This window comes from Bacillus sp. FSL K6-1338 (assembly GCF_038006965.1).
Classification (GTDB): domain Bacteria; phylum Bacillota; class Bacilli; order Bacillales; family Bacillaceae_G; genus Bacillus_A; species Bacillus_A thuringiensis_S.
Window position 1 is genome coordinate 5,116,201 of sequence record NZ_JBBOWI010000001.1, and the last position, 18,762, is coordinate 5,134,962.

Below are 18,762 nucleotides of genomic sequence, written 5' to 3' on the forward strand. Positions count from 1 at the left end.
TACTCCTCTTAGGTAAACTTCTTCTTATATCCAACCCTTTTCTTCCGCAATTGTAATTGCCTCAATTCTATTTTTCGCATCGAGCTTCGTTAATACTTCAGAAATATAATTACGTACTGTACCCGGTGAAAGATAAAGTGCCTTCGCAATTTCGTTTGCCGTCTTTCCTTCTTTCGCAAGCAACAATACTTCCTTTTCGCGATCTGACAACGGATTTTGCTCCTGCCATAGACCGAACATTAACTCTTGGGAGACCTCTCGTTTCCCCTTCATTACATTACGAATTGCTGCTGCTAAATCTTCACTTGGGCTATCTTTTAATAAATAGCCGTGCACGCCAGCTTTCATTGCTCTTTCAAAATATCCTGGCCGTGCAAATGTTGTTAAAATCATAACTTTACATGGTGATTTTTCTTTCTTTAACGCTTCAGCAACATCTAATCCACTTTGAATTGGCATTTCAATATCCATAATACTGATATCCGGTTTTAACGATTCAATTAATTTTAGCGCCTCTTCCCCGTTTGCCGCTTGCCCAATTACTTCGATATCATCTTCTAGATCAAGTAAGGCACCTAATGCACCACGAAGCATCCGTTGATCTTCTGCAATAATAATTCGAATCATGCCCTCACCTCATCTTTTCCTGTTCTAATAACAACTGGAACTTTTACTGTTAACAACGTCCCTGGATTGATTGTACCTAGTTCAACAAATCCATCAATAAGAGCAATTCGTTCTTTCATGCCGCGGATACCATTTCCATCATGATTTTGATCTGTTAAACCAATTCCGTTATCTTCTACTTTCAAAATCATCTCACCTTGCGATTCTAATACAGAAACTGCGCACCGCGTTGCCTTACTATGTTTTACAACATTTGTAACGGCCTCACGTAAACACATCCCGACAATATTTTGTTCAATTGGTGATAACGAGCTCGAGCTTGCTTCTTGCCTCACTTCTAATTCAATATTAGCTGCTTGTAAGATTGCCTTTATTTGCTCTAGCTCTTCTTCTACCGTAATCATACGCATATCAGAAATTAATTCTCTCAGCTGCTTTAAGGCTGTACGAGACGTTTGTGTAATTTCCTTCGCTTCCACACTTGCACGCTCTGGATTTTTCACAATTAACTTCTCTACAAGCTGGCTTTTCAAAGTAATAAGAGATAACGTATGCCCTAATGTGTCATGAAGATCTCTCGCAATCCGCTGCCGTTCTTCACGTTTTACTAAGTCTTTAATTTGCTCGTTTGCTTCGTTTAATTGATTTCTTAATATCTTTTTTTGATTAAAATTGCGCATCCCAAAAGGCGCAACAAGCATTAAAATAAGCATCGGTACAGTATTTATAAAGCTTGTAAATGAAAAACCCGCACCATATACAAATGTTATAAGTGTTACAACTAATAATCCCAATAGTATTCGAAATATTTTTTTCGTAGGTGCGAATGCTATGGCATTTGATGTGAAAAAACATAAAAAAATAAGATACGGACTATAAAAAAAACTAAATAACAAGGCTATAACCATTTGCATACAAGCCCACATCGCGAACATTTTTGTAACAAAATACAGCTGGTATGCTAATACAAAAAGAATTAGCATACCAGCCCCAAACATTAACCTTAAGCCCTCCTCTTGTACAAGTGCATAAATCGGAAACGCTAAATACACAAGCCACATATACGGAAAGAACCCCATATGTTTCGGAAAAACCTCAATCCTCTTTTTCTCTATCATTTATACCGCTTCCTGTCTTTTTCTTATATATATTGATACTACAACAAATATAAGGAAATAACCTCCTAATACCGCGATATTTTCCCATCCAATTGATTTTCCAGCTACAATATCCCACGCACCACTTCCGAAATGGTATGTCGGTGTCCACTCACCAATCGTTCTTAATATTTTGGGGAATACTTCAATCGGCATCCATAACCCGCCAACTATAGCTAAACTCATATTTAAAATATTTGCTAAGCCAGCAGCTGCGTCCGCCTTCTTAATGGAACCTATTACTGTTCCTAATGCTAAAAATGGTGTTACCCCTAACAATAACCATAGCCCCGCACCAATCCATTGCCCTACCGTTAACTCAACATGATTAATTAGTATCCCTGCAATAAAGATAACTAATATTGAAAAAGCATTTACTACTGTTTGAGCGATAATTTTTGCTGTTAAATATGCTCCCTCTGGAAGCGGTGTAATTTTTAGAAGATGTGTCCACCCTTGCCCTCTTTCCTGAGAAAGTCTCACACCGAAACTAAAGAGTGCAGTCCCTACAATGCTGAAAGTTGCCATCGAAATTAAATAGTGTGCCTTCCACGCATCTCCGTTTTGTGGTACTTGAACAACATTTGTAAAAATGTAGTAAAACATAACAGGCATTAATAATGAGAAAAAAATAAATAATTTATTGCGGAATGTACGTAAAATTTCTATTTTGCATTGCATCCATAACGCTCTCATGCGATTTCCCCCTTCTGATTTGCGACAAACTGTTCAAATGCCTCATCAAGGCTTCCACGTTCAACTGAAACATCTGTTACAGGTAAACTCCTTTGATAAATGGCTTTTAAAGTTGCATCCGTATCCTCCGTTGTTAAAATGAAGCGTCCTTCGTTTGACTTTACTTCTGTTACATTTGGTAATTCCTTTAGTAATTTTGTAGGAATGCTTTCCTTCGAATAAAATGTGATTGTTTTTCTCGAAATCGTTGCTTTCATTTCGTCTGGTGTACCATCTGCGATAATCTTTCCGTTCGCAAATAATAAGATACGATTTGCTAAAGCATCTGCTTCTTCTAAATAATGCGTCGTTAAAATAATCGTTTTCCCTTCACTTGCTAACTTTCGAATCGTTTCCCAAAACGTTCTTCGAGACGTAATATCCATTCCGACTGTCGGCTCATCTAAAAATAACAAATCCGGATTTCCCGCAAGTGCAAGCGCAAAGTTTAACCTTCTTTTTTGCCCACCTGATAATTTCTCACATCTTTGCTTTCGCTCTGATTCTAAATTTGATAACTGCAGTAACGTTTCTTTCGCTACAGGATTCTTATAATAACTGCGGAATAGCTCTATTGCCTCTTCCACTGTAATGCTATCAATCACACTTACTTCTTGTAACATTGCCCCAAGATTATTACGAACGCCTCTCTGCTTTGGACTCTTTCCAAATATAGAAACCGTACCTTCTGTAGGATCTTTTAATCCAAGCATCATCGAAATTATCGTCGTCTTCCCCGCACCATTTGGTCCAAGTAATGCTACTATTTCTCCTTTATCCACGTGAAATGAAACGTTATTTACTGCGTTTTTATGTTTAAATGTTTTAGAAACACCATTTACTTCAATAATCTTTTCCATCTCTCCACCCCCACTGTTTCTTATATTTACATTGTATTACCTGGAAAACTTAGGAAACAGTATGATACGTCATGACATCGATATGACAATTGTCATATATTCCTTGTGAGAGGAATCAGCCCGCATACCGCAAGCAAGTAGCAGGACGAAAATAAACATGATACAATCGGATAAGATATATATTCGAGGAAGGACAGTGGTTTTCATGATTATTCGTAATGAACAAGATTTAGAAGGCTTACGAAAAATCGGCCGCATCGTTGCGCTTGCACGTGAAGAAATGAAAAAACAAGCGAAGCCAGGTATGACAACGAAAGAGCTTGATTTGATCGGTAAAAAAGTATTAGATGAGCATGGTGCTATTTCTGCACCTGAAAAAGAATATGATTTTCCAGGTGTAACTTGCATTAGTGTAAATGAAGAAGTTGCTCATGGTATTCCAGGAGATCGTGTATTAAAAGAAGGCGATTTAGTAAACGTCGATGTATCTGCTGCACTTGATGGCTATTATGCTGATACAGGTATTTCATTTGTACTTGGAGAAGACGAGGCAAAAGAAAAGCTTTGCCAAGCAGCGGTTGATGCATTTTGGGCAGCAATGAAAAAGGTTAAAGCTGGCTCAAAACAAAATCAAATTGGTCGTGCTGTTTCAAACTTCGCACATAAAAGTGGATACAATGTTATTCAAAACTTAACTGGTCACGGCATTGGTCTTAGCTTACATGAAGCACCAAATCACATTTTAAGCTACTATGATCCAATGGATAATACGCTTCTAAAAGACGGTCTTGTTATCGCTGTAGAACCGTTCATATCTATGAAAGCTGATCATATTATTGAGCGTGGTGACGACGGTTGGACATTCATTACACCTGATAAAAGTCTTGTTGCACAATGTGAACATACCGTTGTCGTAACACGCGGCGAACCAATAATCTTAACAGAAATCTAATATAAAAAAACGGCTGTTTTGTAGATTTATTCCACATAAAACAGCCGTTTTTTAATTTTGGGAAAATATGTGAACTATTGTTGAACTCTTTATCATTTAAGTATATAATCTTTAGCGGAGGTTACTTAAGCTTATCTTTACTAAAAAGATATTGTAGCTAAGGAGGAAAACACCTTCTTTTTTATTGTTTAAACAGTCTCAAAAATGACCGTAGTAACGGGTTAGTCGAATATTCTGTAATCCTTATATCCCTCTAACAATGTAAGAAACTATCGTCTTTCAACTTCGGTCCACTAATCGTACAACTCTCTTTAGACAAAATAGATGGCTATTTTCAAAGTACATATTGTCTTCATTCTGACCAAAAACAACCCTATCTAGATTTTTATTTCCACATAACTTTAAGGCAAAAATAAGCCTTCACAAGGGGATACACTACCTTGGTTAGTATGTATCGTAAAACTTACCTTTATAACCATTCTTTTTTACTAGATATACATGAAAACTATCTCACATATAAAGGTCTGATATCATTCTTTATATCAGTATTTTTTTCGACATTTTTTGTCGAATTGTGTATATTTCCAAATAACTGTGTAAATATACATTTTGTTTTACGTTAAATAATATTACTTTGAACATAATCCAGTTTGTCTGAGAACGCGTATAGAAACGGAGGGATAGCAAAAACAAATAGCTTATAACAAATACTTTTAATATTCCATTTGTTCATGTGGAATAAGTCCCCAATGGACAAATGAATGTTCAGAGGAGGAAAAATGAAAAAACTTTTCAATATATGTTTAATTGTATTCGTACTATTTTCGCAGCTTGCTAGTTTTCCATACAATCAAGTAAAAGCGGAAACGTTAACAGGAGATTCCTTATTTGACACTGTTGAAATGAAAGATGCAACGAATCATATTATTGACGAAGCAAAAAATCCTAACAACTTAATAAAGATAGGATCAACCATTCAAGTAGAATACGCTTGGTCAATAAAGGATCAACAAGTTGCACATGCAAATGATACAGCAGTAGTTCAAATACCACTTGCATTAAAAGTATCTAAAGATTTGCAAGGGGATTTAGTAACAGATCAAAAAAATATTGGTCAATATTTTATAACAGCTAAAGATAATAAATTAAAATTAATATTTAATGATCAAGTAGAAAATTTGAAAGACGCTAAAGGAAAAATTAAAGTTGATACCGTGTTTAACTCAACTTTAAAAACTGGAGAAAAATCAGTTCAAATCGCTTTTCCTTTAGGAACAATCGTTCAACCTATATCAGTTCCTGTTCAGGTAGAAGACTCTAAAGAAGATGGCACCAAACAGGATACTAATAAACAAGTGCAAGATCCAGCAACTAAACCTGTTACTGACAATCCGGAGCAAGATCCAGCAACTAAACCTGTTACTGATAATCCGGAACAAAACCCAGCAACTAAACCTGTTACCGATAATCCGGAACAGAACCCAGCAACTAAACCTGTTACCGATAATCTGGAACAAAACCCAGCAACTAAACCTGTTACCGATAATCCGGAACAAAACCCAGCAGCTAAAATTGCTACTGGCAATCCAGAACATAAGCTAGCAAGCAGCCCTGTTGAGAATACAAATTCAGGTCCAAAGCAAATAACAACAAACATTTTAACCGGTGTAAAGTTGACGGATAAAGACGGAAAACCATTTACAGAGGATAACCGTCCAAGCACAGATTCCCCTGCCAATATTGAGTTTACATGGGAGCTTTTAAAATCAATGAATGTGAAAAGCGGAGATTACTATATTTTTGATCTTCCTAAACATTTTAAGATCTACAATACAATTAACAGTCCTTTATATGATAGTGAAAACAATCAAATTGGTAATTTTACTGTTACAAAAGACGGAAAAGTCACGATGACATTCAACGATTATGTTGAAGAGCATCCAGATGTTGCTGGTAACCTACAATTAAAGACAGAATTTAATAAAGCTGAAATTAAAGGTACAACAACACAAGAAATTCCTTTCCCAATTAAAGATAAGGATGTTTCTATTACAGTTGACTTTAAGCCTAATGTACAAACAGCTACGAATAAAAAAGGGGTACCTGATAGACCAATTAATACAAATGAAATTAATTGGAAAGTAGAGATGAACAAAACGAAAGAAACCCTTAAAAATGCTGTTTTTAAAGATAACATCCCACAGGGTACAAGCTTAAATAAAGATTCTATTAAAGTTTATTATTTAGAAGTTGATGTTAATGGAAATGTAATGCGTGGTGCAGAAGCTGAGCCAACAGATTACAATATTATTTCATCAGATGGCTCAAAATTGGAGATTGCTTTTAAAGATTCTATCAATAAAGCATATCAAATCGAATATGCCACAAAAATTACTGATGAAAATATTAAAAGTTTTCGAAATAACGTTACGATAACGAGTGATAATCAAAAGCAACAAAACGCAAGCTCTACTGTAACGGTTTCTCGTGGTACACACTTAAATAAAACAAGTAAATATGATCCAAAGACGCAAACAATTGAGTGGACAATTACTTACAATGGTGATCAAAGAGAGATCAAAAAAGCAGACGCGATTTTAAAAGATATTTTTGACGATACACACGAACTAGATGCAAATTCTATTGTTGTGAAAAACGCTTCATATAATGAAAAGGGAACGCTTGTAACAGGTGACGCTGTGAATAATTACACTGTAAATAACAAGAAGAATGGATTCGATTTACAGTTTAACGATGATATTAATAGTGCTTATGTGATTACCTATAAAACCAAGCCAACTAATAAAGTTATAGAAGATGGAAAAGTAAAAAATAAAGTTACAGCTGATAATGATTCAAGTAAAGAAAATGAAGCTAGCTTCAAGCAGCAAAATATTATTAAATCTAATAATAAAGCTGAAACAAATTATAAAGACAAAACAACAACTTGGACAATTATAGTAAATAATAACAACTACCCATTAAACAACGCGATCATTACGGACACCTTTGATCATGGTGGATTACAATTAAAAGATAAAAAACTAGAAATTAAAGATGGAAATTATACCCTTCAAGCTGGGACTGACTATGTTTTAGATGCAACAGATAAAGGCTTCAAAATTACTCTTATAGGTACATATCAGTCTAATATGACAAAGACATTAGTTGTAAAATATACGACAGACTTTGATTATACAAAGCTAGAAAGTGGTAAAACTTCATTTAAAAATACAGGTAACCTATCTTGGATAGATACGGATTCTAAGCCACAATCAAATAAAGTTGAAGCTAATTTCGATCCTGATACTTTCACAAAGGCAAATGGTTATAAGTACGGTTCTTATAACGCTCAAACGAAGGAAATTACTTGGATAATAGGCTTTAACTATAATAATGTTGAGATTAAAGATCCTTCTGTTATAGACGTAATACAAGATAAACAAAAATTAGTTCCTGGATCCATTGAAGTACGCGATATGATTTTAAATGGAAATCCTGATAATGCACAACCTGGTAATGCTGTACCAACTGAGAAATATGAACTTGAAGAACCTACAGAGAAAAATAAAAACACCCTAAAGGTTCATTTCAAACAATCAATTAATTCACCTTACTATATTATCTTTAAAACAAGCCTTGATGGTGAACTTATCCAAGGCACTTACAAAAACGAGGCAGATTTAAAAGATGGCTCTAAAATTGTTAACACCCTTACAGGTGATACTCAAGTAAATAAAGGTGGCAGCTTCGTTACTAAAAAAGCTGTGCAAGACGACAACTATATTAATTGGAGTATCGCAATTAACGAAAGCCAATCAACCATTGCGGATGCGGTTGTAACAGATGACCCAACCGAAAATCAGGTAATTGTGGAAGATTCATTCCACTTATATCCTACAACTGTTGATCCATATGGAAATTTAACAAAAGATAAAGTAAACGAATTAAAAGAAGGAACAGACTATAAACTCAAAATAACAACAGACAATACTACCGGAAAGCAACATTTCGAAATTGCCTTCTTGAAAAAAATTGATCGAGCTTATATTTTAGAATATCGCTCACTTATTAATGCAGACGATAAAGAAAAAGTAAGTAATAAAGCGAAAATCACAGGCAATAAGTTGACAGTTAAAAACACAGAAACTACTGAAACAATTGAAGTGAGAATGTCTTCTGGTTCAGGTGGAGGATCTGCTACCAAAGGTCGTGGAAACCTTGAAATTATAAAGGTAGATAACGACAATAAGAACGTACTATTAGCTGGGGCAGAATTTACTTTATACGATCGTACAGGTAAAACTGTTATCCGTAAAATTACAACAGACAAAGACGGTATCGCTAAATTTAATAATTTAAAACGTGATAAATATTTATTAAAAGAAACAAAGGCTCCTGAAGGCTATGTAATTAGCTGGGATTTAAAACAAGGGAAAATTGTTGAACTTGGTACACAAGAGACTACAACATATAAACTTGCAAATAAGAAATTTGTCGGGAAAGTAGTTTTAATAAAATCTGATGACCTGAACAAAAATGCAACACTACAAGGCGCTATTTTCACACTACTGGATAAAGATAAAAAAGTAATTCCAGAACACAAAGAATTAACAACAAATAATAACGGACAAATTATTATAGATAAACTAAAACCAGGAACTTACTACTTACAAGAAACGAAGGCTCCTGAGCATTATCAATTAGATAGCAAACTTATTCCGTTTACTATCTCTATAGATCAAACAACAGTAGTAAATCTAACTGCGACAAATAGTTTAACTAAAGGATCTGCTCTTTTAACAAAAGTGGATAATTATAATAAAACTTTAGCAGGGGCAGAGTTTACTGTTCAAGATCGCAACGGAAAAAATATTCCTGGATATGAAAAATTAACAACAAATGAACATGGACAAATAGAAGCAAAAGATTTACGTCCGGGTAAATACCAATTTGTCGAAACAAAAGCTCCTGAGCATTATGAATTAGACAAAACGCCTATTCTATTTGAAATAGAAAAAAGCCAAACTACAGTCGCTTCTGTTACAGCAAAAAACGCTTTAATTAAAGGTGACATTACGTTAACAAAAGTGGATGATACTGATGGCACTACCCTTGAAGGTGCGGTATTCAAAATTGTTAACGACAAAAATGAAGATGTCCGTACAAACTTAAAAACAGAAAAAGATGGAACTTTGACCGTTAAAGATTTAGATCCTGGTGATTATCAATTTATTGAGACAACACCACCTAAATACTATGACTTAAATAAAGAACCAATTCCGTTTACAATCGAGAAAAGTCAAACAAGCATTATCTCAATTACTGCAAAAAACAGTTTAACTACAGGTGCTGTTGAGCTATTAAAAGTCGACGAATTTGATAAAAAGACTCCTCTTGCTGGAGCTATGTTCAAAATCGTGAATGATAAGAACGAAGACGTTCGTACAGAATTAACTACCGACACAAACGGAACTGTTAAAGCTTCTGACTTACGTCCAGGCAAATACAAATTTATTGAAACAAAAGCTCCTGAACATTATGAACTGCGATCAACACCAATTGAATTTACAATTGAGAAAGGTCAAAAAACACCGATTGTTATTACAGCTGAAAATGGTCTACTACCAGGCGATGTTGAACTAACAAAACTCGATGATACTGATGGCACTGCACTTATAGGTGCCGTATTCAAAATCGTTAATAATAAAAATGAAGATGTCCGTACAGAATTAGTTACGAATCAGGAAGGTAAAATTATTGCTACTGGTTTACGTCCAGGTAACTATAAATTTATCGAAATGAAAGCTCCTGAGCATTATGCCTTAAATAAAACACCTATTGAATTTACAATTAAGGAGAGCCAAGCGACTGCTATTAACGTTACAGCTACTAACAGCTTAACAAAAGGTGGTATTGAATTAACAAAAGTTGATTCTGTAAATGCTAAGGAAACCCTTGAAGGTGCAGTATTTAAAATTGTTAATGACAAAGGTGAGGATGTTCGTACGGAACTTACTACTGATAAAGACGGTAAATTAGTAGTACAAGACTTACGTCCGGGTAATTATAAGCTAATCGAGACGAAGGCTCCTACTTATTACGATGTAAATGAAGAACCAATTGAATTTATAATTGAAAAGAGTCAACAAAAACTCATCCCTATTACTTTCAAAAATAGTTTGACGAAAGGAAAGGTCAAATTAATTAAAGAAGATGACGTGGAGAGCGCGAAAGCTCTTGCTGGCGCTGTATTCACATTACAAGACGCAACTGGCAAAGAAATTATGAAAGATTTAATAACAGATGCACACGGAGTATTAGTCATCCCTGATTTAGCACCAGGCGATTATCAATTTATTGAAGTGAAAGCTCCTGAACATTATAAATTAGATCAAACACCTATTAAGTTCACAATTAAAAAAGGTAGTAAGGAAGATCTTCCTATCCCTGTTACTGTAAAAAACAGTTTACTTACAGGTGGCGTCACTTTAACAAAAGTTGATGATGTTGATGGCACTACTCTTGAAGGTGCAGAATTTATAATCGTTGACGCTCATGATACTAAAAAGGTAATTCGCAAAGGTTTAACGACTGATAAAAACGGTAAAATTACTGCTTCTGATTTACGTCCTGGAGACTATCAATTTGTTGAAGTAAAAGCTCCAAAAGACTATACCTTAAGCAAAGAGCCTATTCCGTTCACTATCGAAAAAAGTCAAAAAGAGAATATTACTGTTACTGCTACTAACAGTTTAAAGAAAGGTGCAGTAACATTAACAAAAATCGATGACATCGATCGTACGATGCTCGAAGGTGCAATCTTTAAGATTGTTGATATGAACGGTAAGGAAGTTCATACGAATCTTGTTACAGATAAAAACGGAAAAATTTCTGTTTCTGATTTACGCCCTGGAGACTATCAGTTCATTGAAACAAAAGCTCCTGAGCACTATGTATTAGAAGAAACACAAATTCCGTTTACAATTGAAAGAAGTCAAACGAAAGAGATCAATGTTACAGGTAAAAATGCTTTGAAAAAAGGTAGCGTTGAACTAACAAAGATTGACGATATTGATATAAATACAAAACTTGCTAACGCCGTATTTAATTTATTAGATGCAGACGGAGAGCTAGTTGAAGAAGGCTTAAAAACAAATGATGAAGGTAAAATTGTTGTTGAAAATCTACGTCCTGGTACGTATCAATTCGTTGAAACAATTGCTCCTGAACATTACGTTTTAGATAAAAAACCTATCGTATTTACAATTAAAAAGAGCCAAACTGAAGCTCTTCATGTCACTGCTACAAATGCTTTAACAAAGGGTGCTGTTAAACTTTCTAAAGTAGATGATGTTGATGCCACTGTTCTTAAAGATGCAGTATTTAAAATTGTTAATATGAACGGTGATGTAGTTCATAAAGACCTTGTTACAAATGAACAAGGACTAATCGAAATTAACGACCTACGTCCTGGTGATTACCAATTCATCGAAACGAAAGCTCCTAAGGATTATGTTTTAGATGAAACACCAATCAAATTCACTATTGAAAAAGGACAGAAGAAATCTATTTCTTTAACTGCTACAAATAGCTTAAAACAAGGTAGTATCGAATTACTTAAAGTTGATGATTTAAACGATCAAACAAAACTTGCCGATGCGGTATTTAATTTACTAGATCAAAATGGCAAGGTACTTAAAACAGATTTAAAAACAAACAGTGAAGGTAAAATCGTTGTCGAAAACTTACGTCCTGGTACGTATCAATTCGTTGAAACAACGGCTCCTGAACACTATGATTTAGACAAAAAACCAATTATATTTACAATTGAAAAAAGCCAAAAAGATATCGCTACCGTTACTATGAAAAATAGTTTAACAAAAGGCGGCGTGGAACTTTCTAAAGTAGATGACGTTGATGGCACTACTCTTGAAGGCGCAGTATTTAAAATTGTAGATATGAATGGTACTGTAATTCGCAAAGATCTTGTTACGAATCAACAAGGTAAAATTAGCGTTTCTGACCTACGTCCTGGTGATTATCAATTCATCGAGACAACGGCTCCGAAACACTACAATTTAAACAAAGAGCCAATTCCATTCACAATCACACAGAGCCAAGCTGAGCCTGTCTCTGTTACAGCTACAAATAGCTTAACGAAAGGCACTGTGGAGCTTTCTAAAGTGGATGATGTTGATGGTACCGCTCTTAAAGATGCGATATTTAAAATTACTGATATGAATGGTAATGACATTCGCACTGAGCTTACAACAGATGTACATGGAAAAATTTCTGTTTCTGATTTACGTCCTGGGGACTATCAGTTTGTTGAAACGAAAGCTCCTGAACACTATAAATTAGATAGTACACCTATTAAGTTTACAATTAAGAAAAGCCAAAAAGAAAAGCTCCAAGTTACTACTACAAATAGCTTAACTGAGGGTGCTGTAGAATTAATAAAAGTGGATGATATAAATCCAGATACAAAACTTTCTGATGCAGTGTTTAACATCATCGATGCGAAAGGTAAAATTGTTCGCACTGATTTAACTACTGATAAAGATGGTAAGATTACTGCTACGAACTTACGCCCAGGAGACTATCAATTCATTGAAATGAAAGCTCCTAAGCATTACGATTTAAATAAAACACCTATTAGCTTCACTATCGAAAAAAGTCAACTAACTCACGCTTCTGTTACTGCTAAGAATGGCCTAACAAAAGGTGGCGTGGAATTAACGAAAGTTGACTCTATAGATAAGAAAGAAATGCTAGAAGGTGCGGTATTTAAAATTACTGATCTGAACGGTAACGACATTCGTACGAATTTAGTTACCAATAAAGATGGAAAAATCATCGCTAAAGACTTACAACCAGGAGACTATCAATTTATTGAAACAAAAGCTCCTAAACATTACGACTTAAATGAAGAACCAATTAAGTTCACAATCGAAAGAAGTCAAACAAAGCATGTCTTCGTTACAGCTATTAATAGCTTAACGAAAGGTAGTGTTGAGTTAATTAAAGTTGATGATGCCAAGCAAAACACAACACTTGAAGGTGCAGTATTTAAAATTGTTAATAAGGATGGACACGATGTTCGTACCGATTTAACTACTGATAAAAACGGCCGTTTAGTTGTGGATGAATTACCGCCAGGAGACTATGAGTTTATCGAAACAAAAGCTCCTGAACACTATGACTTAAACAAAACACCTATTAAGTTCACAGTTAAAAAAGGCCAAGAAAAAATCGCCTCTGTTACTGCTACGAATAGCTTAACTAAAGGCGCAGTTGAATTAACTAAAGTTGATGACATCGATGGTACTACTCTTGAAGGAGCAATCTTTAAAATTGTAGATATGGACGGCAAGGATGTTCGTTCTGATTTAACTACTGATAAAGATGGGAAGATTTCTGTTTCTGATTTACGTCCGGGAGATTATCAGTTCATTGAAACGAAAGCTCCTAAGCATTATGACTTAAATCAAAATCCTATCAAGTTTACTATTGAAAAGAGTCAAACTGCTAAAGCTTCTGTTACTGCTACTAACAGCTTAACTAAAGGCGCAGTTGAATTAACTAAAGTTGATGACATCGATGGTACTACTCTTGCAGAGGCTATCTTTAAAATTGTAGATATGAACGGTAAGGATGTTCATTCTGATTTAACTACTGATAAAGATGGTAAGATTTCTGTTTCTGATTTACGTCCAGGAGATTATCAGTTCATTGAAACGAAAGCTCCAACTGGCTATGATTTAAACATTAAACCAATTCCTTTCACAATTACGAAAGGACAATCTCAGATTACCTCTGTTACAGCTTTAAATAGTTTAACAACAGGTTCAATTGAGTTAACTAAAGTTGATATTGATCACCATGGAACACTTGAAGGTGCCATTTTCAATATTTTAGACCAAGATGGAAAAATCATCCGAGAAGGTTTAAAAACAGACCAACACGGAAAAGTAATCGTAAATGATTTGAAACCTGGTAATTATCAATTAGTAGAAACACAGGCTCCTAAAGGCTATCAATTAGATGCATCACCAATAAACTTTACAATTGATAAAGCCCAAGCTACACCACTACAAATTACAGTTTCAAATAAAAAGATTGAATCTTCGTCAGGTGGAGATGACAAGCCAGTTACTCCTCCAAATAAAGAAGAAAACAAAGGCAATGAAACATCTGAGAAACACAAAAACGGAACTTCCGAAGAAACATCAAATGAAACAGATAACAAACAGCAAGATGATCGAAATACGGATAAGCACCTTCCAAATACAGGTCATAAAGAAGATCCTACACAAACAGTAGGTATCGTTCTTCTACTAGCTGGATTATTAAGTATTTTAGCTAAAAAACGCAAAAAAAATTATTAATAATTTTTTCACACCCAATCAATCTCTCAATTGATTGGGTGTTTTTTTATACAAAAAGGACGATACATAAAGTATCGTCCTTTTAACGGGGTGAGGCTGCCCAAAAGTACGGAAAACCTTTGAACAGCCTCGTATTTTCATATGGATGCCTTACATATATCACTGATAATAATTATGAAATGCGGAAACATAATTACCATCAACTGATTCAAACATGAGGAATGAAACCCTACAGTGGTTCCATTCCTCTACATAATCTAAAGTTTGGGTACACTAGATTCATGCAATGTAGGGGCTTTCAGAGTAGAAAGCGAACCTTCGTTTAAAATGATAGCATACATATCTCCCTCAAAAATATGCAAATATGCATATATTGTTTTTATTTCTCAATGTCAGAATATTGAAAAATAAAAGACACAAAGGTAAAATAAAGTCATTATCCGTCTTCTTTTGTCAGTCAGAGAGAATAGAAGAATAGGAGAGGAAAAAATGAGCAAATCATTGAAACAAAAAATAGTAAGCTCTTTGCTTGCTATATCACTTGCTGTTAGCTTAGCTCCAATTGGGCAAGCAAAAGCGGATTCCACTTCAGAAGTTCCACAAACTCCATCTATTACAAAACAAATTGATCCAAACCGCGCCATTGAACATGTTCGTTTCTTATCTGAAACAATTGGGCCTCGACCCGGTGGAACAAAATCCGAAGAATCGGCTTCTCGTTACATTGGTATGCAGCTTAAATCAATGGGTTATGACGTAGAATATCAGCCATTTCAGGTGCCCGATCAATACGTTGGATTCATTGAATCACCACTATCAACAAAACGTAATTGGCAAGCTGGTGCTGCTCCTAATGCACTAATATCTACAGAAGCTATTACAGCTCCCCTTATCTTTGTTCAAGGTGGGACAAAATTAGAAGATATTCCAAATGAAGTAAACGGTAAAATTGTTTTATTTGAAAGAGGAACGACAGTTACAGATTATAATAAACAAGTTGAAAATGCTGTTAGCAAAGGTGCAAAAGGTGTTCTTTTATACAGTTTAATTGGCGGACGCGGAAATTATGGACAAACCTTCAATCCCCGCCTAACGAAAAAGCAATCTATCCCTGTCTTTGGTCTTGCTTATGCGCAAGGAAATGCATTTAAAGAAGAAATCGCTAAAAAAGAGACAACAATTCTTTCCCTAAAAGCGAGACATGAATCTAAATTAACATCTCTAAATGTTATCGCAAAAAAGAAACCAAAAAAGAGTACAGGTAATGAAAAAGCAGTCGTTGTAAGCTCGCACTATGATAGTGTTGTTGGAGCACCTGGCGCAAATGATAATGCTTCTGGAACTGGATTAGTATTAGAACTAGCTCGTGCTTTTCAAAATGTAGAAACTGATAAAGAAATTCGCTTTATTACCTTTGGTTCTGAAGAAACTGGATTACTTGGTTCGGATTATTACGTTAATAGTCTATCCCAAAAAGAACGTGACCATATTTTAGGCGTCTTTAATGCTGATATGGTTGCAACAAATTATGATAAAGCAAAGAATTTATACGCTATGACACCTGATGGCTCTACAAACTTTGTAACAGATGCTGCCTTGCAAGCAGGTAAACAATTAAATAATGACCTCGTTCTTCAAGGGAAATTTGGCTCCAGTGATCACGTACCGTTTGCTGAAGCTGGTATTCCTGCTGCTCTATTTATTTGGATGGGTGTCGATAGTTGGAATCCATTAATCTATCATATCGAGAAGGTATACCATACACCCCAAGATAACGTATTAGAAAACATTTCACCTGAACGAATGAAAATGGCATTAGACGTTATCGGAACAGGAGTTTATAACTCGCTTCAAAAACCTATTACTCAAACTGAGCAGAAAGCTGCTTAATCAATAAAAGCATATTTTATCCTACTCATTATCGTATACAATATTAACTGTAACAACACCGATTACAACTAATAAGGAGGCTTTTTCTATTATGAAAAAAATGATTTTAGTAGGTGCGTTAACTTTAGCAGGAATTACCGGAGCTACCGCGTTTATTCCTGAAACAAAAGTCGCTGCTGCCGCTCAAGAACAAAGCTTTACAAAATTTTATTCTTTGCAAACTGGAGGTAGTTCTGAACAAGAACCTATTTTCCTTCAAAAAGGACAAGAACTAACAATTCATCCTAACAGCAAAACTCCTAGTTACAGTGTTTATGACTCAAATCATAACCTTATTGGGCGTTATTCTGATGGTTACGGCCGAATTTTCACTGCAAAAACAGATGGAAATATGTATGTTCAATTTCATGCACCTTACGTTTACTATAGTCCTGTTAGTTTTTCTGTTACTTATACAATCCAATAAAATAAGGGGCCTTTCTCAGGGGCCCTTTATTTTGCTTCCCAATTCACTTTTACAAAACCATCTTTCACCATTAAACCACTTATATTGAATACATACTTTTCATTTGCTTTTAATGTAGCTTTAAAAGTACCTTTTTTCGATTCACAAATCTCCTTTAATTCCTTTATCCCTTCTCCTTGTCTTTCATACAAGCTAAAGCATAAGTTACCACGCTTTGCATCTGTTTCATAAGAAAATGTTACTTCTGTATCTTTTGCATACTCCAGTTCAATATCTTTCCCAGCAATATCCCATGATGAGAATTTTGCCTCGTAACTTGTCTCCCCTTTCTTCTCATTTTCTAAATATATATCACCAGCTCTCCACATATCATCTAACGTTTGAACGAAAGCAAAGCCGCTAAGTAATACAAACATCGCACTTGCAAATATAACAACTAATGTTACCTTTTGCTTTTTCATACCCTTCATCGTATATTCTCCTTCTACTTTCCGGCTATTTCTGCGTGTCATATATAACAAAACTCCAATAAAAAATGGCAATATAATCGCTATAACACTCCACCACTTACTTATTCCACGCGTTTTCGCATCTGTATATACCCATGATGCTACACATACTAAAAGTGCTATAAAAGCCAAAAACATTGTAATCCCAGCTATCTCAAATACTACAAATGGATTAGCGAACCCTATCATGTAATTTATACTCCTTCTTTAAAAATGCCTGTATGACAACATATATAGGAATGTATATGTGCATCATAATAACTATCGTTATAATGACAGATATTTTATGATCCAAATGACTAACAAACTGCTCTAGGGTGACTGTTAATACAATCATCCAAATAGCATGAATGAAAACAACCCATCTCTTTTCTAATTTTCGAGCATTTCGCACGCTCTGTTTCGTATGGTTTATTAGCTCTTCGTTAGGAACCATCTCTCCCGCTAAGCTACTTTTTATCTTCTGATCAAACTTATCTTCCGTCATAAACGAACCCCTCCAAATGTTCTCGAATTTGCTTCTTCGCATAATTAAGGCGGTATTTCACTGTACCAATCGGTATATTTAATATTTCACTCATTTCTTTATAAGAATATTGTTCATAATAGTAGAGTACGAGCACAGTTTTATACTTTTCATTCAATAACTGTATAACTTCCCGTATCATTTCCGCTTCCACTTTTTGAATACATTCTTCTGATATATTTACTTCATCTGCGAAATCTATTTCTCCACCATCTTCTTTATGAAACAAATCCAATATTCGATCTTTCCACCTTTTTTTCTTACGATAAAAATCATAAAACGTACGAACACAAATTGTAGCAATCCATTTTTTATAATTATCCACATAGGAAAGTTGATGCCTTGATGAAAAAACCTTTATCCACGTCTCTTGAAAAATATCTTCCGCATCTTCTTTCGTTTTCGCTAACTTATAGCATAAGGAATATATTTGCTGCTTATATATATCAATTAATTCTTCTACCTTTTCTTCCATCATAAGCCTCCTGTCATTTATATAAGACGACGCAAATTATCCTTTTGTTTGATAAAATTTTATTTTTTTATTATCTCCATACAAAAAGGCAATCACAACATCATGTGATTGCCTTTTATTTAAAAACGAAAGTCCGCTTCCGCTTTTCTTTATTGTCTAGCTCCAGCGGCTAGA

At 34.8% G+C, this 18,762-nt stretch carries 11 protein-coding genes; 4 read left to right on the forward strand and 7 right to left on the reverse strand.

What is annotated here, in order from left to right:
* Positions 1-24: 24 nt before the first annotated feature.
* From NZ044_RS26365 to NZ044_RS26380, 4 genes are read right to left on the reverse strand one after another with little or no spacing between them, the layout of a single operon-like run.
* Positions 25-627 (reverse strand): response regulator transcription factor, encoded by a 603-nt coding sequence (locus tag NZ044_RS26365; protein WP_000619243.1) that lies wholly within the window; start codon positions 625-627, stop codon positions 25-27.
* Complete coding sequence (locus NZ044_RS26370) at positions 624-1,745, reverse strand: sensor histidine kinase (RefSeq protein WP_340950045.1); 1,122 nt, start codon at positions 1,743-1,745, stop codon at positions 624-626. The genes NZ044_RS26365 and NZ044_RS26370 overlap by 4 nt, the downstream gene beginning before the upstream one ends.
* Positions 1,746-2,480 carry an ABC transporter permease gene (locus tag NZ044_RS26375; protein WP_001202431.1) on the reverse strand — a complete coding sequence of 245 codons (735 nt, stop codon included), beginning with the start codon at positions 2,478-2,480 and terminating at the stop codon, positions 1,746-1,748.
* A complete protein-coding gene (locus tag NZ044_RS26380) occupies positions 2,477-3,379 on the reverse strand; it encodes an ABC transporter ATP-binding protein (protein WP_000411122.1) in 903 nt (300 codons plus the stop codon). Before NZ044_RS26380 ends, NZ044_RS26375 begins: the two co-directional genes overlap by 4 nt.
* Positions 3,380-3,536: 157 nt before the next feature.
* Between NZ044_RS26380 and map the strand changes: the two genes are divergently transcribed.
* From map to NZ044_RS26400, 4 genes are all read left to right on the forward strand, one after another.
* A complete protein-coding gene (gene map / locus NZ044_RS26385) occupies positions 3,537-4,331 on the forward strand; it encodes a type I methionyl aminopeptidase (protein WP_002083543.1) in 795 nt (264 codons plus the stop codon).
* A 779-nt stretch (positions 4,332-5,110) separates the two neighbouring features.
* The gene (locus NZ044_RS26390) at positions 5,111-14,722 is read left to right on the forward strand and encodes a SpaA isopeptide-forming pilin-related protein (RefSeq protein WP_340950048.1); all 9,612 of its coding nucleotides are present in this window, start codon (positions 5,111-5,113) and stop codon (positions 14,720-14,722) included.
* Positions 14,723-15,211: 489 nt separating this feature from the next.
* A complete protein-coding gene (locus tag NZ044_RS26395) occupies positions 15,212-16,612 on the forward strand; it encodes a M28 family metallopeptidase (protein WP_118961597.1) in 1,401 nt (466 codons plus the stop codon).
* 91 nt (positions 16,613-16,703) lie between these two features.
* On the forward strand, positions 16,704-17,078 hold the full coding sequence (locus NZ044_RS26400; RefSeq protein WP_000738257.1) for a hypothetical protein: 375 nt from the start codon (positions 16,704-16,706) through the stop codon (positions 17,076-17,078).
* 26 nt (positions 17,079-17,104) lie between these two features.
* Here the strand turns inward: NZ044_RS26400 and NZ044_RS26405 are convergent, their stop codons facing one another.
* Genes NZ044_RS26405 through NZ044_RS26415 form a run of 3 tightly spaced genes read right to left on the reverse strand, consistent with a single transcriptional unit; the run spans position 17,105 to position 18,588 of the window.
* Positions 17,105-17,776 carry an ECF-type sigma factor negative effector gene (locus tag NZ044_RS26405; RefSeq protein ID WP_000578914.1) on the reverse strand — a complete coding sequence of 224 codons (672 nt, stop codon included), beginning with the start codon at positions 17,774-17,776 and terminating at the stop codon, positions 17,105-17,107.
* Complete coding sequence (locus NZ044_RS26410) at positions 17,760-18,074, reverse strand: hypothetical protein (protein WP_000133816.1); 315 nt, start codon at positions 18,072-18,074, stop codon at positions 17,760-17,762. The genes NZ044_RS26405 and NZ044_RS26410 overlap by 17 nt, the downstream gene beginning before the upstream one ends.
* A complete protein-coding gene (locus NZ044_RS26415) occupies positions 18,061-18,588 on the reverse strand; it encodes an RNA polymerase sigma factor (protein WP_000391648.1) in 528 nt (175 codons plus the stop codon). Before NZ044_RS26415 ends, NZ044_RS26410 begins: the two co-directional genes overlap by 14 nt.
* Positions 18,589-18,762: the final 174 nt, after the last annotated feature.

Coding starts and splice junctions, on each gene's coding strand:
- NZ044_RS26370 (WP_340950045.1), bottom strand. CDS start 1,745: ATGATAGAGAAAAAGAGGATTGAGGTTTTTCCGAAACATATGGGGTTC.
- map (WP_002083543.1), top strand. CDS start 3,537: ATGATACAATCGGATAAGATATATATTCGAGGAAGGACAGTGGTTTTC.
- NZ044_RS26410 (WP_000133816.1), bottom strand. CDS start 18,074: ATGACGGAAGATAAGTTTGATCAGAAGATAAAAAGTAGCTTAGCGGGA.
- NZ044_RS26400 (WP_000738257.1), top strand. CDS start 16,704: ATGAAAAAAATGATTTTAGTAGGTGCGTTAACTTTAGCAGGAATTACC.
- NZ044_RS26395 (WP_118961597.1), top strand. CDS start 15,212: ATGAGCAAATCATTGAAACAAAAAATAGTAAGCTCTTTGCTTGCTATA.
- NZ044_RS26380 (WP_000411122.1), bottom strand. CDS start 3,379: ATGGAAAAGATTATTGAAGTAAATGGTGTTTCTAAAACATTTAAACAT.
- NZ044_RS26390 (WP_340950048.1), top strand. CDS start 5,111: ATGAAAAAACTTTTCAATATATGTTTAATTGTATTCGTACTATTTTCG.
- NZ044_RS26415 (WP_000391648.1), bottom strand. CDS start 18,588: ATGGAAGAAAAGGTAGAAGAATTAATTGATATATATAAGCAGCAAATA.
- NZ044_RS26405 (WP_000578914.1), bottom strand. CDS start 17,776: ATGATAGGGTTCGCTAATCCATTTGTAGTATTTGAGATAGCTGGGATT.
- NZ044_RS26375 (WP_001202431.1), bottom strand. CDS start 2,480: ATGAGAGCGTTATGGATGCAATGCAAAATAGAAATTTTACGTACATTC.
- NZ044_RS26365 (WP_000619243.1), bottom strand. CDS start 627: ATGATTCGAATTATTATTGCAGAAGATCAACGGATGCTTCGTGGTGCA.